The sequence below is a fragment of the Nocardia harenae NBRC 108248 genome (assembly GCF_001612885.1).
Taxonomy (GTDB): domain Bacteria; phylum Actinomycetota; class Actinomycetes; order Mycobacteriales; family Mycobacteriaceae; genus Nocardia; species Nocardia harenae.
Window position 1 is genome coordinate 1,002,737 of sequence record NZ_BDBH01000004.1, and the last position, 14,871, is coordinate 1,017,607.

A 14,871-nucleotide genomic window follows, 5' to 3' on the forward strand; every position below is an offset into this window, starting at 1 on the left:
CGGCCCGGTCAGAGCGTGATCTCCGCCGGGCAGCGGGTTTCTACCGATCGACCCCGGCGGGCTTCCGGGCTCGGCGCAGCAGTAGCGCCGTCAGCACCAGCGCCCAGACCACCGCCAGCGCGATGCCGAGCCCGAGCGGATAGTCGCGGTCGAGCGACGACGGGTTGTCCGGAATAGCACCGCCGCGCCGGAGCACGGGCAGCGCCACCAGCACCAGCGTGACGGTGCAGACCGCGCCGCAGGCGACCGGCGCCCACCACGCCGCGGGCAGCACCCGCCGCGCACCGACCCCGGCCGCCGCGCAGAGCGGCGCGAAAACGGCGTCGTGCACGAGGATTCCGGCGGCGAACCAGAGCGCGACCGAGATCAGGTCGGGGCGGGCCAGCTCGAGCAGGGCGGCGATGCCGTACCAGCCGAGCCAGATCCCGGCGGCGAGGAGCGCGGCGCGCACCGCGGTGATCATGCGGAGACCTCGATCCTGCCCAGCCATTTGGTCTGCAGCACGCCGGGTCTGCTGGGCGCGATGAGCCGGCACGGGTAGCCGTGATCGATATCGAGCGTCTCGCCGTTGATGGTGAGCGCGACCAGGGTCTCCGCGGCGGTGACGTGCTCGGCGGGGAGCACCGAGGTGCGGTAGATCCCCGCCTGCTCCAGCGATTCGAAGCGCACGTCGCCGTCGCGGTAGTTTACGGCGGCGAGCAGGTCGCGCAGCCGCACGCCGGACCACTCGGCCGCGGCCGACCAGCCCTCCACGCAGGCGATCGGCAGCCGCGCGGTGGTCTGCGGCAGCGCGGCCAGCTCGGCGCGAGTGAAGGCGCGCTGCCGCTCCCCGGCGGCGACGATCAGCCGGTAGCCGGGGTCGCGGGCCCGGTCGGTGACGCCGGCGGCGAGCGCGGTGCGGTTGACCGGCACCCCCTGCGGCCCCTCGCCGCTGCGCGGCGCGAGCACGGCGAGCCACCGCAGGAACGGCACCGTCTGCCCGGCCACGGCGAGCCCGGCCACCGCCGCCGCCACCCAGCCCGCGTTCAGCACCGCGCGGCGCGAGATCCCGCTGCTCGGCGGCGACTCGACCGGGCGGGACAGCGCGTCCCTGATCACCGGCAGTTTGACCGCCAGGTGCACCGCGAGCGCACCGACCGCGACGTAGGCCATGGCGTGGTGGGCGACCGGGAAGAAGAACTTCCACGGGTAGTACTGGGCGATATTCACCAGCCCGGTCGCCAGCTGGAAGATCACCGAACCGACCAGCAGCGCGATCGACCCGCGCTCGAGGAGCTCCAGCGGGGAGAACCGGGGCCGCCGGAACAGCCGCGGGTACACCGCCCACAGCTTGACCAGCAGCAGGGGGATGGCCGCGATCCCGGTGATCACGTGCAGCCCCTGGGTGAACCGGTACAGCCACACCGGGTGCGCGGGCCACCAGAACCACGCGGGCGGGTGCTGGATCCAGTGGCTGAGCAGCCCGGTCACGAAGCACACCAGGATCGCGATGCCGAGCGGGATGCCTGCGCGCGCGGCGATCTCGGGCCCGCGCGCCGGGCTCGGCGCCGCTTCGGCCATCCCGGACGCGGGCGCTCCGGGACCGTCCGCATCGGCGGCGGGCGGTGCGGCCGGCCCGCCGCCGGACGCGGGCGTGCCGGGACCGTCACGCTGCTCCGGGTCCAGGGCCGATCCGCTCGCTGAAGTGTCACTCATGCCGAGATCTCCCGCTCGGCGCGGTCGAGCCACGCGATGTGCCGCCCGCGCACCTCCGCGGTGGCACGCACCCGGAAACCGGTGGCGGCGGCGAGCCGCGCGGCGTGCTCGATGCCGACCCGGGTCCACGGGAACCACGGCCCGGCCACGTCGTCGGTCTCCACCCGCTGCATGCGGCGCACGATGCCGGTGCCCGGCGGGTCGAACTCGACCACCGCGACGCCGCCCGCGCCGAGCAGGGCGCGGGTGCGGGTGAGCAGCCGGTGCGGGTCGGCGCCGATGCCGATATTGCCGTCGGCCAGCAGCGCGTAGGCCCAGCGTCCGGCGCCGGGGAGCGGGCCGAGCACGTCCCTGCGCAGCGCGGGGGCGCCGCGGGCCCTGGTCAGCGCGACGGCGAGCGGGGAGATGTCGACGCCGAGCGCGACGATCCCGCGGCGCAGCAGCGCGGCGACCAGCCGCCCCGGGCCGCAGCCGAGGTCGATGGTCGGCCCGTCGCAGCCCGCGGTGAAGACGGCATCGGCGTCCTCCGCGGCGCCGAGCCAGCGCTGGGCGGGGACCGGGTCCCTGGTGCCGTCCGCGGCGCGGACCCAGCAGGTGCGGCCCGCCAGTGCCCGATCGAAGGTCTCGGTCATCGGACCGCCGGGGAGAGCCGGTGCACGGTGTCGGCGAAGCGGCCGCCCGCGTGCGCGGCCACGCGCATCGCGTCGTCGAAGTGGTCGACGTCGGAGTGCGTGGCCAGGGTGCGCACGTGTAATCCGCAGCGGCGCATGGCCTCCCGGGTGAGTTCGCCGGTGCGCGGGGTCGACATCGGGACCGCGGTCAGCGCCCGGGCCGGTCGCGGGTCCGGCAGGCCGAGCGCCCACCAGCCGCCGTCGGTGGCGGGGCCGAGCACCGCGTCGCCGGTGCCCGCGAGCTCGGTGGCGGCGGCGGTGAGTTCGCCGGGGGTGAGCTGCGGGGTGTCCATGCCGATCTGCAGGACCGGGAGCCCGGCGCGGGCGGCGTCGGCGTGCGCGCGGGCCAGCCGCTCGCCGAAGCTGCCGCCGCGCTGCGGCACCACCTCGAAGCGGGCGAGCAGCGCGCGCACCTCGGGGCCGCGCTCGGCGGCGGCGAGATCGCCGGTGCAGGCGACGACGCGGTGCGCGACCTCGGCGGCGAGCACCGCGTCCAGCGTGTCGAGCAGGGCGGCGGCGGCCAGGTCGGCGGCTTCGCGCGGGGTGAGCGGCGGGCTGAGCCTGGTCTTGGCGAGCCCCGCGACCGGCGCCTTGGCGATGACGAGCAGCGTGGCCGGACAGCTCATGTCAGCACCGCCCAGAAGTCGCGGGTGGCGCGCAGCGAGCCGCGCACGGAGCCGGAGACCTTCGAGGCGCCGCCGGCGCGTGGCCGGTAGCTGATGTCCTGCTCGACGACCAGCCAGCCGGCCTCCGCGGCGCGCACCAGCAGCTCGAGCGGGTAGCCGAAGCGCGGGTGCAGCGGGCCGAGCGCGAGCAGGGCGTCGCGGCGGGCCACCCGGACGGCGCCGATATCGTGCACCGGCAGCCCGTAGCGGCGGCGCAGCCGGGCGGCGATCACCCGATTGCCGAGCCGGGCGTGCCAGGGCCAGCTGCCGCCGCGCACCGGCCTGCGGCGCCCGACGGCGAGGTCGGCGCCGGAGAGCACCGCGCCGACGAGCGCGGGGAGCTCGCCGGGGTCCATCGAGCCGTCGCCGTCGAGCACGGCGACCAGCTCGGTCTCGGCGGCGGCGATGCCCGCCTGCACGGCGGCGCCGTAGCCGGGGATGGGTTCGGGGATCACCCTGGCGCCCGCGGCGCGGGCCAGCTCGGCGGTGTCGTCGGCCGAGCCGTTGTCGACGACCAGGATGCGGTAGCCGCCGGGGACGGCGGCGAGGACTTTCGGCAACGCTTCGGCTTCGTCGCGGCACGGGATCACGACGGTCACGCCGCGCCGGTCGCCCACTGTGTTGGTCACCATGGCGACGTTATGCCCCGAACCAGCGAAAACACCGCCCGAAATGCTTACCGAAGTCTGACGGCGCGGTCCCGGGCACCGCGAACCCGCCGCGCCCCGGCGGCGCCGCACCTAGGGTCGGCGCTGTGCCCGACCTCATCGAGACCCCGCGGGAACGCCGCGTCGCCCGCGCCGAGCTGCTCGCCGCCGGTGCCGCGCTTGCCCTCGTCGCGGCAGCGTTCGCGGTCCCGCGGATCGCAGGCGAAGAGTGGCGGCTCTCGCTCTACGCGGCCGCCGCGCCCATCTTCGGCAGCTTCCTCCCGCACGTGGGCTGGGGCACGATCCCGGCCGTCGCGCTCGCCGCCGCGGTGATCACCTCGGGTCCCGCGCTGGCGGCCAGGCTCTCCTGGCCGCGGCTGCTGACCTCGAGCTACGTCGTGGCACTGGGCTGGGCGCTGCTGCTGGCGCTGGTCGACGGCTGGGAGCGCGGGTTCACCGAGCACTTCGCCGACCCGAACGAGTACCTGCACGAGGTGCCCGGCGTCACCGATATCGGGGGCATGCTGCGGGGCTTCGCCGACCGCATCCTGGATTTCCAGCCGGATTCCTGGACCACGCACGTCTCCGGGCACCCGCCGGGCGCGCTGCTCTTCTTCGTGCTGCTCGACCGGGCCGGGCTCGGCGGCGCCACCTGGGCGGCGTGGGCCTGCGTGCTGATCGGCTGCACCGCCGTGCCCGCGGTGGCGGTGGCCTTCGACGCGCTCGGGGAACGCGACCGGGCCCGCGCGGCGCTGCCCTACCTGGCGCTGGCCCCGGCCGCCCTGTGGATCGCGGTCTCGGCGGACGCCGTCTTCGCCGCGGTGGCGGCGTGGGCGGTGGCGCTGCTCGCCGTCGCGACCCGGCCGGGGCGCGCTCCGGTCGGGCTGGCCGCCGGGGTGCTGTTCGGGGTGGCGATCAACCTCAACTACGGCCTGATCCTGATGGGGATTCCGGCCGTGGCGGTGCTGCTCGCCGGGCGCACGGCGCGGCCGCTGCTGCCCGCGCTGGCCGGGGCGCTCGCGGTGGTGGCGGCCTTCGCCGCGGCCGGGTTCTGGTGGCTCGACGGCTACCACCTGGTGGTCGAGCGCTACTACCAGGGCATCGCCACCACCCGGCCGATCAGCTACTGGTGGTGGGGCAATCTCGCGGCGACGGTGTGCGCGGTGGGGCTGGCCGCGGTGGCGGCGCTGCCCCGGGTCTTCGGGCGGCTGCGGGCCCTGGATCCGGCGGCGCTCCTGGTGGTGGCCGGGCTGTGCGCGCTGCTCGCCGCGAACATCAGCGGGCTGAGCAAGGCCGAGACGGAGCGGATCTGGCTGCCGTTCGATCTCTGGTTACTGGCCGGAACCGCCTTCCTGCCGCGCCGCGCGGACCGGATCTGGCTTACCGTGCAGGCGGTGGGCACGCTGCTGCTGGTCCACCTGATCCTGACGAATTGGTGAGGCACCGTGTGCATTCTGGTCGCCGACGACGACCCCGTCGTCCGTGAGGTGGTGCGCCGCTACCTGGAGCGCGACGGGCTGACCGTGATCGAGAGCGCCGACGGCGCCGCCGCCACCGCCGCGCTGCGCGATGCCGACGTGCGGCTGGCGGTGCTCGACGTCATGATGCCCGCCCCGGACGGCATCGAACTCTGCCGGGCCATCCGCGCCGGCGCCCGCCCCGACCTGCCGATCATCCTGCTCACCGCGCTCGGCGCGGAGGAGGATCGGGTGCTCGGGCTGGAGGCGGGCGCCGACGACTACGTGACCAAGCCGTTCAGCCCGCGCGAACTCGCGCTGCGGGTGGCCTCGGTGCTGCGCCGGGCCCGGCCCGCGGCACCGGCCGGACCGGTGCGGGACGGCCCGATCGAGCTGCACCCGGCGGCGCGCTCGGTCGCCGTGCGCGGCGCCACCGTCGAGCTGACCCCGCGCGAATTCGACCTGCTGGAGTTCCTGCTCCGGCACCCGGGCGCGGTCTTCGCCAGGGCGGAGCTGCTGGCCCGGGTCTGGGGCTGGGAGTTCGGCGATCTCTCCACGGTGACCGTGCACGTGAAGCGGCTGCGTGCCAAGCTCGGCGCCGAGCACCGCATCGACACCGTGTGGGGCAGGGGCTACGCCTGGCGCCGGGAGCCGTCCGATGGATGATTCGACGCTCCAGCTGATCGGCTACACCGCGGCCGGGTCGCTGCCGGTGGTGCTGGCCGGGGCGATCGTGCTGCGCGTCACCGGGACCCGCTCGCTCACCACCAGCATGGTGGTGCTGGTGCTGATCCCGACCCTCTCGGCGCTGGCCGGGATGGTCGCGGTGAGCGGGCTGATGTTCACCGACGAGCTGCACCACACGCTGGTGGTGCTCGGCGTCGTCGCCGCCGTCACCATTCCGGCGGCCGTGCTGCTCGGGCGGCAGCAGGCCAGGAAGACGGTGTGGGAGCGGCAGATCCGGGATCAGGAGCGGGCCGCGGAGCAATCCCGCCGGGAGCTGGTGGCCTGGGTCAGCCACGACCTGCGCACCCCGCTGGCCGGGATCAGGGCGATGGCCGAGGCGCTCGCGGACGGCGTGGTGACCGGCGGCGCCGACGTCACCCGCTACGCCGGGCAGATCGGCCGCGAGGTGCAGCGCCTCGGCGGCATGGTCGACGACCTCTTCGACATGTCGAAGATCAGCGCGGGCGCGCTCCGGCTCGAGCTCGGCCCGGTCGACCTGCGCGAACTCGTCGACGAGGTGCTCGCCGCCAACCGCCCCACCGCCGAGCGCGCCGCCATCGCGCTGCACGCCGAGCACCCGGGCACCCGGATCACCGTCGCCGCCGACGACCGCGCGCTGGTCCGGGTGCTGAGCAACCTGGTGTGCAATGCCATCGCGCACACCCCGCCCGGCGACCGGGTCGCGATCTCGGCGGGCACCGCCGACGGCCACGCCTGGGCCAGGGTGGACGACACCGGCCCCGGCATCGCGGAGCCCGACCTGCCGCGCATCTTCGACATCGCCTACCGCGGCACCGCCGCCCGCTCCCCCGTCGCCGCGGGCGGGCTGCCCGCGGGCAGCGGCATGGGGCTGGCCATCGCCGCCGGGCTGGTGCACGCGCACGCCGGGGCGATCAGCGCCGAGAACCGGGAGCAGGGGTGCCGGTTCGAGGTCCGGCTGCCGCTCGTCCGAACGCCGGCCGCCGGTTCGCTCGGCCCGCGCGCCGCGGTGCCCCGCGGGTGATCACGCCGTCGGCGCACCGGCTCCCGCCGCTCCGCGCAGTGGCGCGAACGCGAATTCGGCCAGCCCGTCCGCCGGGCGCACCCGCGCGGTGAAGCCGAGCGCGCGCTGCGCGGCCTCCGGGCTGGCCACGATGTGCCGGACATCGCCGGGCCGGAACTCCCCGGTGACCACCGGCGCCGGGCCACCGCGCGCGGTGGCGAGCACCGCGGCGACCTCGCCGATGGTGATCGGCCGCCCCGAGCACACGTTCAGCGCGGTGAACCCGGTCAGCGGCTGCTCGGCGGCGGCGAGGTTGGCGGCCGCGATATCGGTGACGTGCACGAAATCCCTGGCCTGGGCGCCGTCCTCGAACACGCGCGGCGCGTGCCCCGCCTCCAGCGCGGAGCGGAAGATGGCCGCGACCCCGGAGTACGGGGTGTCGCGCGGCATGTCCGGGCCGTAGACATTGTGGTAGCGCAGCGCGGTGACCGTGCCGCCGGTCGCGGCCGACCAGGCCGCCGCGTAGTGCTCCTGGGCGACCTTGCTCGCCGCGTAGAGGCTGCGGGGGCGCAGCGGGGCGTCCTCGGGGACCAGCTCCCAGGCCAGGTCGGTGCCATCGGTGCGGTGGTCGAAGCGCCCGGCCTCGAGGTCGGCGCGGTCGCGGGGTGCCGGGTCGACCAGCTCGCCCCCGGCATCGCGGTACCGGCCTTCGCCGTACACGACCATCGACGAGGCGAGAACCAGCCGCTCACACCGGTTCTCCGCCATGGCCGCGAGCAGGACGGCGGTGCCGAGATCGTTGTGCGCGGCGTAGGCGGGAGCGTCGGCGACGCTCACCCCCGCGCCGACCACCGCGGCCTGGTGGCACACCACGTCGATGCCGCGCAGCAGCGGAGTCAGCGCGTCGCGGTCGCGCACGTCCACCCGATGCACCCCCGCGGGCGCGGGGGCGCCGGGGCCGTGCGCGGCCGGGAGCATGAGGTCGGCGGCGACCACGTCGTGCCCGGCCGCGGTGAGCGTGCGGTGCACCTGCGCGCCGATGAACCCGGCGGCGCCGGTCAGCAGTATGCGGAGCGTCATGGGGCCGATTCTGTCCGCGCGCGGGCCCCGGGTCACGGCGACCGCCCGGACGTCATCGTTTCGTCACGGTTGGCGACGAGCCGACGGAGTTCACCGCCACAGCCGCGGCATCACGCGCCGAGCGCCTCGTCCACGGTCGCGTAGACGGGTATCTCGATCCCCTGCTCGGCGAGCCTGCGCAGCACGTCGCGGGTCTGCCCGACGTTGCGCGCGACCCGCAGGGAAATGCCCCGCGCCGCCAGCCCGCCGGAGAGCTCGCTGAGCATGCGGGCGGCGGTCACGTCGATGAACGGCGAGGTCTCGGCGTCGAGCACGACCACGCGGGTGCGGTCGGTGACGAGCGCGCGGACGTGATCGGCGACCCAGTCGGCATTGGCGAAGAAGAGCCCGGCTTCCACGCGCACGACCACGGCGTCCTCGGGGGCGGTGAGCTCGGGGTGGCGGGCGCGGTCGAGCCACAGCGGGTCCCGCCGGGCCAGCGCGGCGACGTGTGGGCGGGAGGCGCGATAGAGCAGCAGCAGCACCGAGACGCCGACCCCGATCAGCAGCCCGGGCAGGGTGTCGAAGAGCAGCACCCCGGCCAGCGCCGCGGCGGCGGCCAGGAAGTCGACGCGAGCGGCGGGGCCGTACAGCGCGCCGAGGCGGCGGGTCCAGATCCGGTAGAAGCCCGCGAGCGCGGGGAAGTCGATCAGCTCGAGCACCGCGGCGATGACCACCGCGGCGAGCACCGCCTCGGGCAGGTTCTCGAAGAGCCCCGTCAGGAAGAGCAGCGTCAGCACCGTCAGCACCGCGACCACCAGCCCGGATGCCTGGCTGCGGGCGCCCGCGGCGCCGTTGACCGCGGTCTTGGAGAGGCTGCCGTTGACGACCATGCCCGCGCAGCACCCGGCGCCGAGGTTGGCCGCGCCGAGCCCGGTCAGCTCCCGGTTCGGGTCGACGCGGTACCCGGCGCGGGCGGCGTAGGTCTTGGCCGCGCCGAGCCCCTCGGCGAAGCCGATCAGCACCACGCCGAGCGCGGGGCCGAGCAGCTCCAGGTAGTCGTGCGCCGCGAGCCCCTGCGGTAGCCCGGGCGCGGGCAGCCCGGGGTCGATGTGCCCGACCACCTCGACCCCGCGCTCGGGCAGCTCCAGCCAGGTCGCGGCGGCGATCCCGGCCAGCACCACCAGCAGCGACCCCGGCACCCGCGGCAGCCACCGGCGCAGCACGAGCACCGCGGCCAGGCTCAGCCCGCCGAGCACGGCGGTGGCGGCCTGCAGCTCGCCGAGGTCGCCGAAGACGGCCGCGGCCTTCTCGAAGAAGTTCCCGCTCCCGCCGTCGATGCCGAGCAGGGCGGGCACCTGGCCGATCAGGATGGTCAGGGCGAGCCCGACGATGAATCCCTTCAGCACCGGTTCGGAGATGAACGCGGCAACGAAGCCGAGCCGCGCCAGTCCGGCCAGCACCGCCACCGCGCCGGTCACCAGGGCCAGTGCGGTGGTGAGCCCAAGGTAGCGGGCCGGGTCGCCGCCCGCGATAGGCGCGACGATGGCGGCGGAGAGCGCGGCGGTCGCCGACATCGGCCCGACCACCAGGTGCCGGGAGGAGCCGACCGCCGCGTACAGCAGCAGCGCGGGCACCGCCGCGTACAGCCCGACGACCGGGTCGACGCCTGCGATCCCGGCGTAGGCGAGCGCCTCCGGGACCAGCACCGCCCAGACCGTCACCCCGGCCAGCAGATCCGGCCGTAGCCAGCCGCGGCGGTAGCCGCTCAGCGAGCCGAAGACCGGCCACCGGCCCGCGGTCACAGCGCCTCCAGCCCCTTGCCGATCAGCGAGGCCGCCATGAGCGCGAGCACGATCGCCATGACCAGGTGGTTGTTCGCCGACAGCCATCGCTGCGCGGCCTCCAGCGGGGCCCGCAGCCGGTCGGCCGCGAGCCGGTAGCCGACGACCGGAACCACCACGGTGGTCGCGGCGAGCACGACGAAGACCGCGCCCGCGCCGATCGCGGGCCCCACCGCCAGCCCGGCGGTGCCGAGCAGCAGCCCCGCCGAGACGCAGAGCAGCAGGTTCTTCGGGTTGAGCGCGGCGAGCGCCGCCCCGAGCCCGATGGCGCGGGCCGGGGTGATGCGGTCGATCGCGGTCATCCAGCCCGGTGTCGCGTGATCGGTGCGGGCGCGGAACTGCCGGACGGCCAGCGCCACCAGCAGCACCCCGAGCCCGATCTTGGCCCAGGCGACCCCCGGCGACGGCGCGGAGTCGCCGCCGGTGTGGATCGCCCCCGCGGCCGTCGTCACCACCGCGAGCACCGCGGTGATCCCGGCGACCCACCCCACCGCGAACCCGGTGCTGGTCACCGCGGCATTGCGGGACATGAGCAGCAGCACGACCGCGACGATCGGGATCGGCGAGATCGCCACCCCGACCGCCAGCGGCAGCAGCTGCCCGACGGCGCTCAGCACGACCGGAACCCGTCAGGCGGCGAAGACGTCGCGGAGCTTGGCTTCCTGCTCGTTCGACAGGTTGGTCGAGAGCAGCTCGGCCCGCTGGCCGGCGAAGCGCTCGTGCACCCGGTCCAGTGTCGCGTCGGAGGTGAGCACGAAGAGCGCCGAGGTGCCGGGGGTGATCTTCTCCTTCGCCCTGGCGATGAAGCCGTCGTCGATCCCGACGTCGGTGAGCGCCCCGGTCAGCGCCCCGATCCCGGCGCCGACCGCCGCGCCGAGCAGCGGCACGAAGAACAGCAGCCCGAACAACAGCCCCCAGAAGGCGCCGCCGAGCGCCCCGGCGCCGGTCAGCGAGTTGAGCTGGTGGGTCTTGGGCTTCTTGGCGCCCTCCGGCCAGGTCACGATCGCCCCGTCGTGCACCGCGATGAGCTTCTCGCGCTGCAACTCCTCCAGGGTGTGCAGCGCCTCCTCGGCACCGGTGGCGGAGGGGAACTTCCAGACGGTCAGGGTGGTGGCCACGGGAGAGGTCCTTTCGTCGAGGGGCGCGGACCGGCGGCCCGCCCGCGGTCGACGCTAGGAATCGCGGGAGCCGGGCGCCTCGCCCGAATCGGGTGATACCCGGGGTGCACCCGGAACGGGTGCACCCCCGGGCGACCGGTCGGCGGGGATTCGCGGTGCGCACTCAGCGGGCGTATTCGTAACGCATCTCCGGGATCTCGATCCGCTCGGAACCCACCACCCGCACGGTCGGGGCGAGCCCGGGGTCGCGCCGGGCACTCCCCGGCTCGACCACACCCCGCACCTCGATCCAGGTATCGTCCTCGACCGCCTGCGGCAGCCCGGCCAGGTGCACGTACACATAGCGGGCGTCGGCGACGCAGCAGCTGATGACGACCCGCACGAGGTCGACCTCGGCGCCGGTGCGGGCGACGAACCCGCTGATCCGCACCTCGCGCCCGTCGAGCGAGCCGGAGGTGTCCCACACCGCACGGTTCACCAGATCGACGATCTGCAAGCGCGGTGCGTCCCCGGCCCGCAGCGACGGGAGGGCGCGCTGGGCGGCGCCCGCGGCGGGTTCGGCCGGACGCACCGCCGACCCGGTCACCAGCACCTCGGAGCCGAGGGCGGGCGGCGCGATGAGCAGCAGGGCGAGCACCGGGACGAGCAACAGCCAGGGCGCGCGGCCGTGGCCGTGCGGCACAGCGCGCCCGCCGCTGCGGAGATCGCGGGCGATGGCGATCAGCGCCAGCAGCACGAAACCGGCCCCGGCGGCCAGCAGGAACGGGTACAGCCCGGCCTTGACGTAGCGCAGGTAGCTGCCGTTCAGCGTGATCACCAGGATGGCGGCGCCGACGAGCAGGAGCAGCAGATTCTCGGTCTCGCGCCTCACAGGAACACCAGCCCGGCGGCGGTACCGCACACCACGGCGACCGCGAAAGTCACCGGCGCGAACCGGATCGCGAAGGCGCGGCCGAAGGTCCCCGACTGCATCGCGAAGAGCTTGACGTCGACGGCGGGGCCGACGACCAGGAACACCAGCCGGGGCAGCAGCGGCAGCGCGGACATGCCGGCCGCCACGAAGGCATCCGCTTCCGAGCACAGTGCCAGCAGCACCGCCAGCACGGCGAGCACGAGTACCGCGAGCACCATCTGCCCGGCGAGATGTTCGTACCAGCCCGGCGGCACGGCGACGTGCAGCAGTGCCGCCGCGGCGGCCCCGACCACGAGGAACGCCGCCGCCTGCACGAGATCGTGCCGTGCCGCCTCGGTGAACACCTCCCACCGGGTGCGCCCGGCGGTGTCGTGCAGGTGCGCGGGGGTCGGCGTCATCCAGCCGGGGCTGCCGAGCCGCGACCACAGCAGCCCCATCACCACCGCCGTCGCCAGCGAGCCGCAGAACCGCGCCGCCACCATCCCCGGCTCGCCGGGGAACGCGACCGCCGTCGCGACGAGCACCATGGGGTTGATCGCGGGCGCCGACAGCATGAACGCCAGCGCCACCGCGCCGGGCGCGCCCTGATCGGCGAGCCGCCGCGCCACCGGCACCACCCCGCACTCACACCCCGGCACCGCCGCGCCCGCCAGCCCGGCAACGCCGATCGCCGCGGTCTCGTTGCGCGGCAGGAATTTACCGATCAGCCGCGGCGAGACGAACGCGGCGACAAGACCGCTCAGCACCACCCCGAGCACCAGGAACGGCACCGCCTGCACGAACACCCCGGCGAAGACGGTGAACGCGGCCCGCGCCCGCACCGACGCGGCGACCGCGTCCGCCAGCACCCCCTGCGCGAGCACCCCGGCGATCACCAGACCGGCGAGCAGCCAGGTCGACGACGGGCGCCGCAACCCCTCACGCACGACCACCACGCACCCCCTCGAGAAGATCGGCTCGCCGAACCCTGACCGCCCAGCGAGCCGCCGCCACACTGAAAATCATATTCAGTAATATCACCACCGTGACGACCAGCGAGCAGCAGCGCACCGGCAAGCCGGGCACCGGCACCTCGACCGACGACCCGGCGGCGGCCGAGGCGGTCTACCTCGACGCCACCCGCCGGCTGCTGGAGCCGCTCGGGGTGCGCGCCGGCGATGTCGTGGTCGATATCGGCCCCGGCGCGGGCTCCGCCACCGTCGCGCTGGCGCAGGCCGTCGGCGAGCACGGGCGCGTCTACGCGGTCGATCTCGACCACTCCATGCTCGCCGCGACGCTCGCGGCCGCGGAGCAGGCGGGTGTGGCCGGCCGAATCCGCCCGATCCGCCACGACATCGAGGACGGAACCCCGCCGCTACCCGAGCGAGCCGACGCGGTGTGGTCGTCGTGGTGCGTGCACCACACCCGCGACTGGGACGCCGCCGCCCGCGCGCTGCTCGGCCTGCTGCGCCCCGGCGGCGTGCTGTGCCTGGCCGAGAGCGGGCTGCCGACCCGCTGCCTGCCCTGGGACACCGGCATCGGCCGCCCCGGGCTGGAGGTGCGGCTCGACGAGGCGCACGACCGGCACTTCACCCAGTGGTTCTTCGGCAGGCCGGGTGCGCGCAGGCCCACCCGCGGCTGGGCCGAAATCCTCACCGCTGCCGGGCTCTCCGACGTCACCGCGTTCACCGCGCTCGTCGACATTCCGGCGCCGCTCACCAGCGAGGTCCGCGCGGTGGTGCTGGCCGAGCTGGCGGCCCGGGTGCGCCGCGCCGGGCCGTTCCTCACCGCCGACGACGCCGCCGCCTGGGCCCGGCTGCTCGACCCGGCGGCACCGGCCTGGCTCGGCCACCGCGCCGACCTCGCCCTGCTCACCGCGCGCACCGGTTTCCGCGGCCGCAAGCCCGAGCGCTGATCAGCTCGGCATCTCCGCGCAGCGCCGGACCACCTCGAGCACCCGGTCGATCTCCTCCGGCGTGTTGTAGACGTGCACGCTCACCCGGACCGCGTGGTCGCGGGAGTCCCGCCCGGCCTGGCAGTGGCTGTCGGCGCGCACCATGATCCCCTCGTCGGCGAGCACGAAGCCGAGGTCGTCGGAGCGGACCCGGGCGTGCCGGAAGGTCACGATGCCCTCCCGCCGCTGCACGGGCGAGTCCGCGGCCAGGCTGTCCCGGCAGCCGAGCACCTCGACGTCCGGGAAGCGGCGCAGCCCGTCGGTGAGCCGGGCACCGAGCGCCGTTGTCCAGGCGAGGATCTCGGGCAGCCCGGCGGCATCGAGCCAGTCGAACGCGGCCGCGAGGCTCACGATCCCGGCGGTGTTCGGAGAGCCGCGCCAGCCGCCGAGCTCGAATCGCGGACCGAGCCGGTTGCGCGCCCAGACCGCGCCGATCCCGGGCAGCGCGAGCATCTTGTGCCCGGAGAACACCACGAAATCGGCGTCGAGTTCGTCGACCGCGACCGGCCGGTGCCCGACGGCCTGCGCGGCGTCCACGCAGATCGGCACCCCGGGGCCGACCGCGGCGCGCACCCGGTGCAGGTTCATGTCCGCGCCGAACACGTGGTGCACGTGCGTGGCCGCGACGAATCGGGTGCGCGGGCCGACGAGCGCGGGCAGCGCGCGGTGGTCGTAGTCGCCGGAGGCCGGGTCGACCGGCAGCGCCCGCACCCGGATGCTGATTCCGCCGCGCTGCAGCCGGTCTCGCAGGTCGAGCCAGGGCCGCAGGTTGGCCTCGTGGTCGCCGAAGGGGACGATGATCTCGTCGCCATCGCGCAACTGCCCGGCCAGCCAGTCCCCCGCCACCGCGCGCAGCCCGCCGCTGGTGCCGTCGACGAACTCGACGCTGGAGTCGGTTCCGCTGTCGCCGAGCGCCTTTCGGACCCGGTCGCGGGCGGCCTCGATGCGGGCGGTGGTGGCGGTCCCCCACGGGTAGGCCCCGCGCGCGGCATTGGCATTGCCGGTGGTCAGGTACGCGGTGACGGCGTCGAGCACCGCGGCGGGCTTCTGGGTGGTCGCGGCATTGTCGAGGTAGGCGAGGTCCGGGTTGCCCGCGATGATCGGGAACTGGGCGCGCAGCTCGCGCTGCCAGTCGGCGAGCCGGGTCAGCGTCTCGGGCAC

16 protein-coding genes are annotated in these 14,871 nt (G+C 75.3%); 4 read left to right on the forward strand and 12 right to left on the reverse strand.

Annotated features, from left to right (window positions below):
* Positions 1-40 precede the first annotated feature (40 nt).
* From NH2_RS10730 to NH2_RS10750, 5 genes are all read right to left on the reverse strand, one after another.
* The gene (locus tag NH2_RS10730; protein WP_157103681.1) at positions 41-463 is read right to left on the reverse strand and encodes a hypothetical protein; all 423 of its coding nucleotides are present in this window, start codon (positions 461-463) and stop codon (positions 41-43) included.
* Positions 460-1,560 (reverse strand): molybdopterin-dependent oxidoreductase, encoded by a 1,101-nt coding sequence (locus NH2_RS10735; RefSeq protein ID WP_067652013.1) that lies wholly within the window; start codon positions 1,558-1,560, stop codon positions 460-462. The genes NH2_RS10730 and NH2_RS10735 overlap by 4 nt, the downstream gene beginning before the upstream one ends.
* A gap of 131 nt (positions 1,561-1,691) precedes the next feature.
* Positions 1,692-2,327: a methyltransferase domain-containing protein gene (locus NH2_RS10740; RefSeq protein WP_067652016.1), complete on the reverse strand. Its 636-nt coding sequence runs from the start codon at positions 2,325-2,327 to the stop codon at positions 1,692-1,694.
* Complete coding sequence (locus tag NH2_RS10745) at positions 2,324-2,992, reverse strand: TIGR04282 family arsenosugar biosynthesis glycosyltransferase (protein WP_067652020.1); 669 nt, start codon at positions 2,990-2,992, stop codon at positions 2,324-2,326. The genes NH2_RS10740 and NH2_RS10745 overlap by 4 nt, the downstream gene beginning before the upstream one ends.
* Positions 2,989-3,663, reverse strand: coding sequence for a glycosyltransferase family 2 protein (locus NH2_RS10750; protein WP_067652023.1), 675 nt, complete (start codon positions 3,661-3,663; stop codon positions 2,989-2,991). The genes NH2_RS10745 and NH2_RS10750 overlap by 4 nt, the downstream gene beginning before the upstream one ends.
* A gap of 122 nt (positions 3,664-3,785) precedes the next feature.
* Between NH2_RS10750 and NH2_RS10755 the strand changes: the two genes are divergently transcribed.
* From NH2_RS10755 to NH2_RS10765, 3 genes are read left to right on the forward strand one after another with little or no spacing between them, the layout of a single operon-like run.
* Entirely contained in the window at positions 3,786-5,117 is a 1,332-nt protein-coding gene (locus NH2_RS10755) for a hypothetical protein (RefSeq protein WP_067652026.1), read from the forward strand.
* A gap of 6 nt (positions 5,118-5,123) precedes the next feature.
* Positions 5,124-5,801, forward strand: coding sequence for a response regulator transcription factor (locus NH2_RS10760; protein WP_067652029.1), 678 nt, complete (start codon positions 5,124-5,126; stop codon positions 5,799-5,801).
* Positions 5,794-6,864, forward strand: coding sequence for a sensor histidine kinase (locus NH2_RS10765; RefSeq protein WP_067652032.1), 1,071 nt, complete (start codon positions 5,794-5,796; stop codon positions 6,862-6,864). The genes NH2_RS10760 and NH2_RS10765 overlap by 8 nt, the downstream gene beginning before the upstream one ends.
* Here NH2_RS10765 and NH2_RS10770 read toward each other — a convergent pair whose 3' ends face one another.
* The 6 genes from NH2_RS10770 to NH2_RS10795 all read right to left on the reverse strand — a co-directional run bounded on the left by NH2_RS10770 (position 6,865) and on the right by NH2_RS10795 (position 12,712).
* Positions 6,865-7,923, reverse strand: a complete 1,059-nt coding sequence (locus tag NH2_RS10770) for an NAD-dependent epimerase/dehydratase family protein (protein WP_067652563.1) — start codon at positions 7,921-7,923, stop codon at positions 6,865-6,867.
* Between the two features lie 110 nt (positions 7,924-8,033).
* Complete coding sequence (locus tag NH2_RS10775) at positions 8,034-9,707, reverse strand: SulP family inorganic anion transporter (protein ID WP_067652035.1); 1,674 nt, start codon at positions 9,705-9,707, stop codon at positions 8,034-8,036.
* Positions 9,704-10,363 carry a GAP family protein gene (locus NH2_RS10780; protein ID WP_067652038.1) on the reverse strand — a complete coding sequence of 220 codons (660 nt, stop codon included), beginning with the start codon at positions 10,361-10,363 and terminating at the stop codon, positions 9,704-9,706. The genes NH2_RS10775 and NH2_RS10780 overlap by 4 nt, the downstream gene beginning before the upstream one ends.
* Positions 10,364-10,375: 12 nt before the next feature.
* Positions 10,376-10,864, reverse strand: coding sequence for a DUF1269 domain-containing protein (locus tag NH2_RS10785; RefSeq protein ID WP_067652041.1), 489 nt, complete (start codon positions 10,862-10,864; stop codon positions 10,376-10,378).
* A 163-nt stretch (positions 10,865-11,027) separates the two neighbouring features.
* Positions 11,028-11,735, reverse strand: coding sequence for a TIGR03943 family putative permease subunit (locus NH2_RS10790; protein WP_067652044.1), 708 nt, complete (start codon positions 11,733-11,735; stop codon positions 11,028-11,030).
* Positions 11,732-12,712, reverse strand: a complete 981-nt coding sequence (locus tag NH2_RS10795) for a permease (protein ID WP_067652047.1) — start codon at positions 12,710-12,712, stop codon at positions 11,732-11,734. Before NH2_RS10795 ends, NH2_RS10790 begins: the two co-directional genes overlap by 4 nt.
* 89 nt (positions 12,713-12,801) lie before the next feature.
* Here NH2_RS10795 and NH2_RS10800 point away from each other — a divergent pair, with 89 nt between their 5' ends.
* Positions 12,802-13,671, forward strand: coding sequence for a class I SAM-dependent methyltransferase (locus tag NH2_RS10800; RefSeq protein ID WP_067652050.1), 870 nt, complete (start codon positions 12,802-12,804; stop codon positions 13,669-13,671).
* Here the strand turns inward: NH2_RS10800 and NH2_RS10805 are convergent, their stop codons facing one another.
* Entirely contained in the window at positions 13,672-14,871 is a 1,200-nt protein-coding gene (locus NH2_RS10805; protein ID WP_245650503.1) for an aminotransferase class V-fold PLP-dependent enzyme, read from the reverse strand.

Coding starts and splice junctions, on each gene's coding strand:
- NH2_RS10730 (WP_157103681.1), bottom strand. CDS start 463: ATGATCACCGCGGTGCGCGCCGCGCTCCTCGCCGCCGGGATCTGGCTC.
- NH2_RS10735 (WP_067652013.1), bottom strand. CDS start 1,560: ATGGCCGAAGCGGCGCCGAGCCCGGCGCGCGGGCCCGAGATCGCCGCG.
- NH2_RS10740 (WP_067652016.1), bottom strand. CDS start 2,327: ATGACCGAGACCTTCGATCGGGCACTGGCGGGCCGCACCTGCTGGGTC.
- NH2_RS10745 (WP_067652020.1), bottom strand. CDS start 2,992: ATGAGCTGTCCGGCCACGCTGCTCGTCATCGCCAAGGCGCCGGTCGCG.
- NH2_RS10750 (WP_067652023.1), bottom strand. CDS start 3,663: ATGGTGACCAACACAGTGGGCGACCGGCGCGGCGTGACCGTCGTGATC.
- NH2_RS10765 (WP_067652032.1), top strand. CDS start 5,794: ATGGATGATTCGACGCTCCAGCTGATCGGCTACACCGCGGCCGGGTCG.
- NH2_RS10770 (WP_067652563.1), bottom strand. CDS start 7,923: ATGACGCTCCGCATACTGCTGACCGGCGCCGCCGGGTTCATCGGCGCG.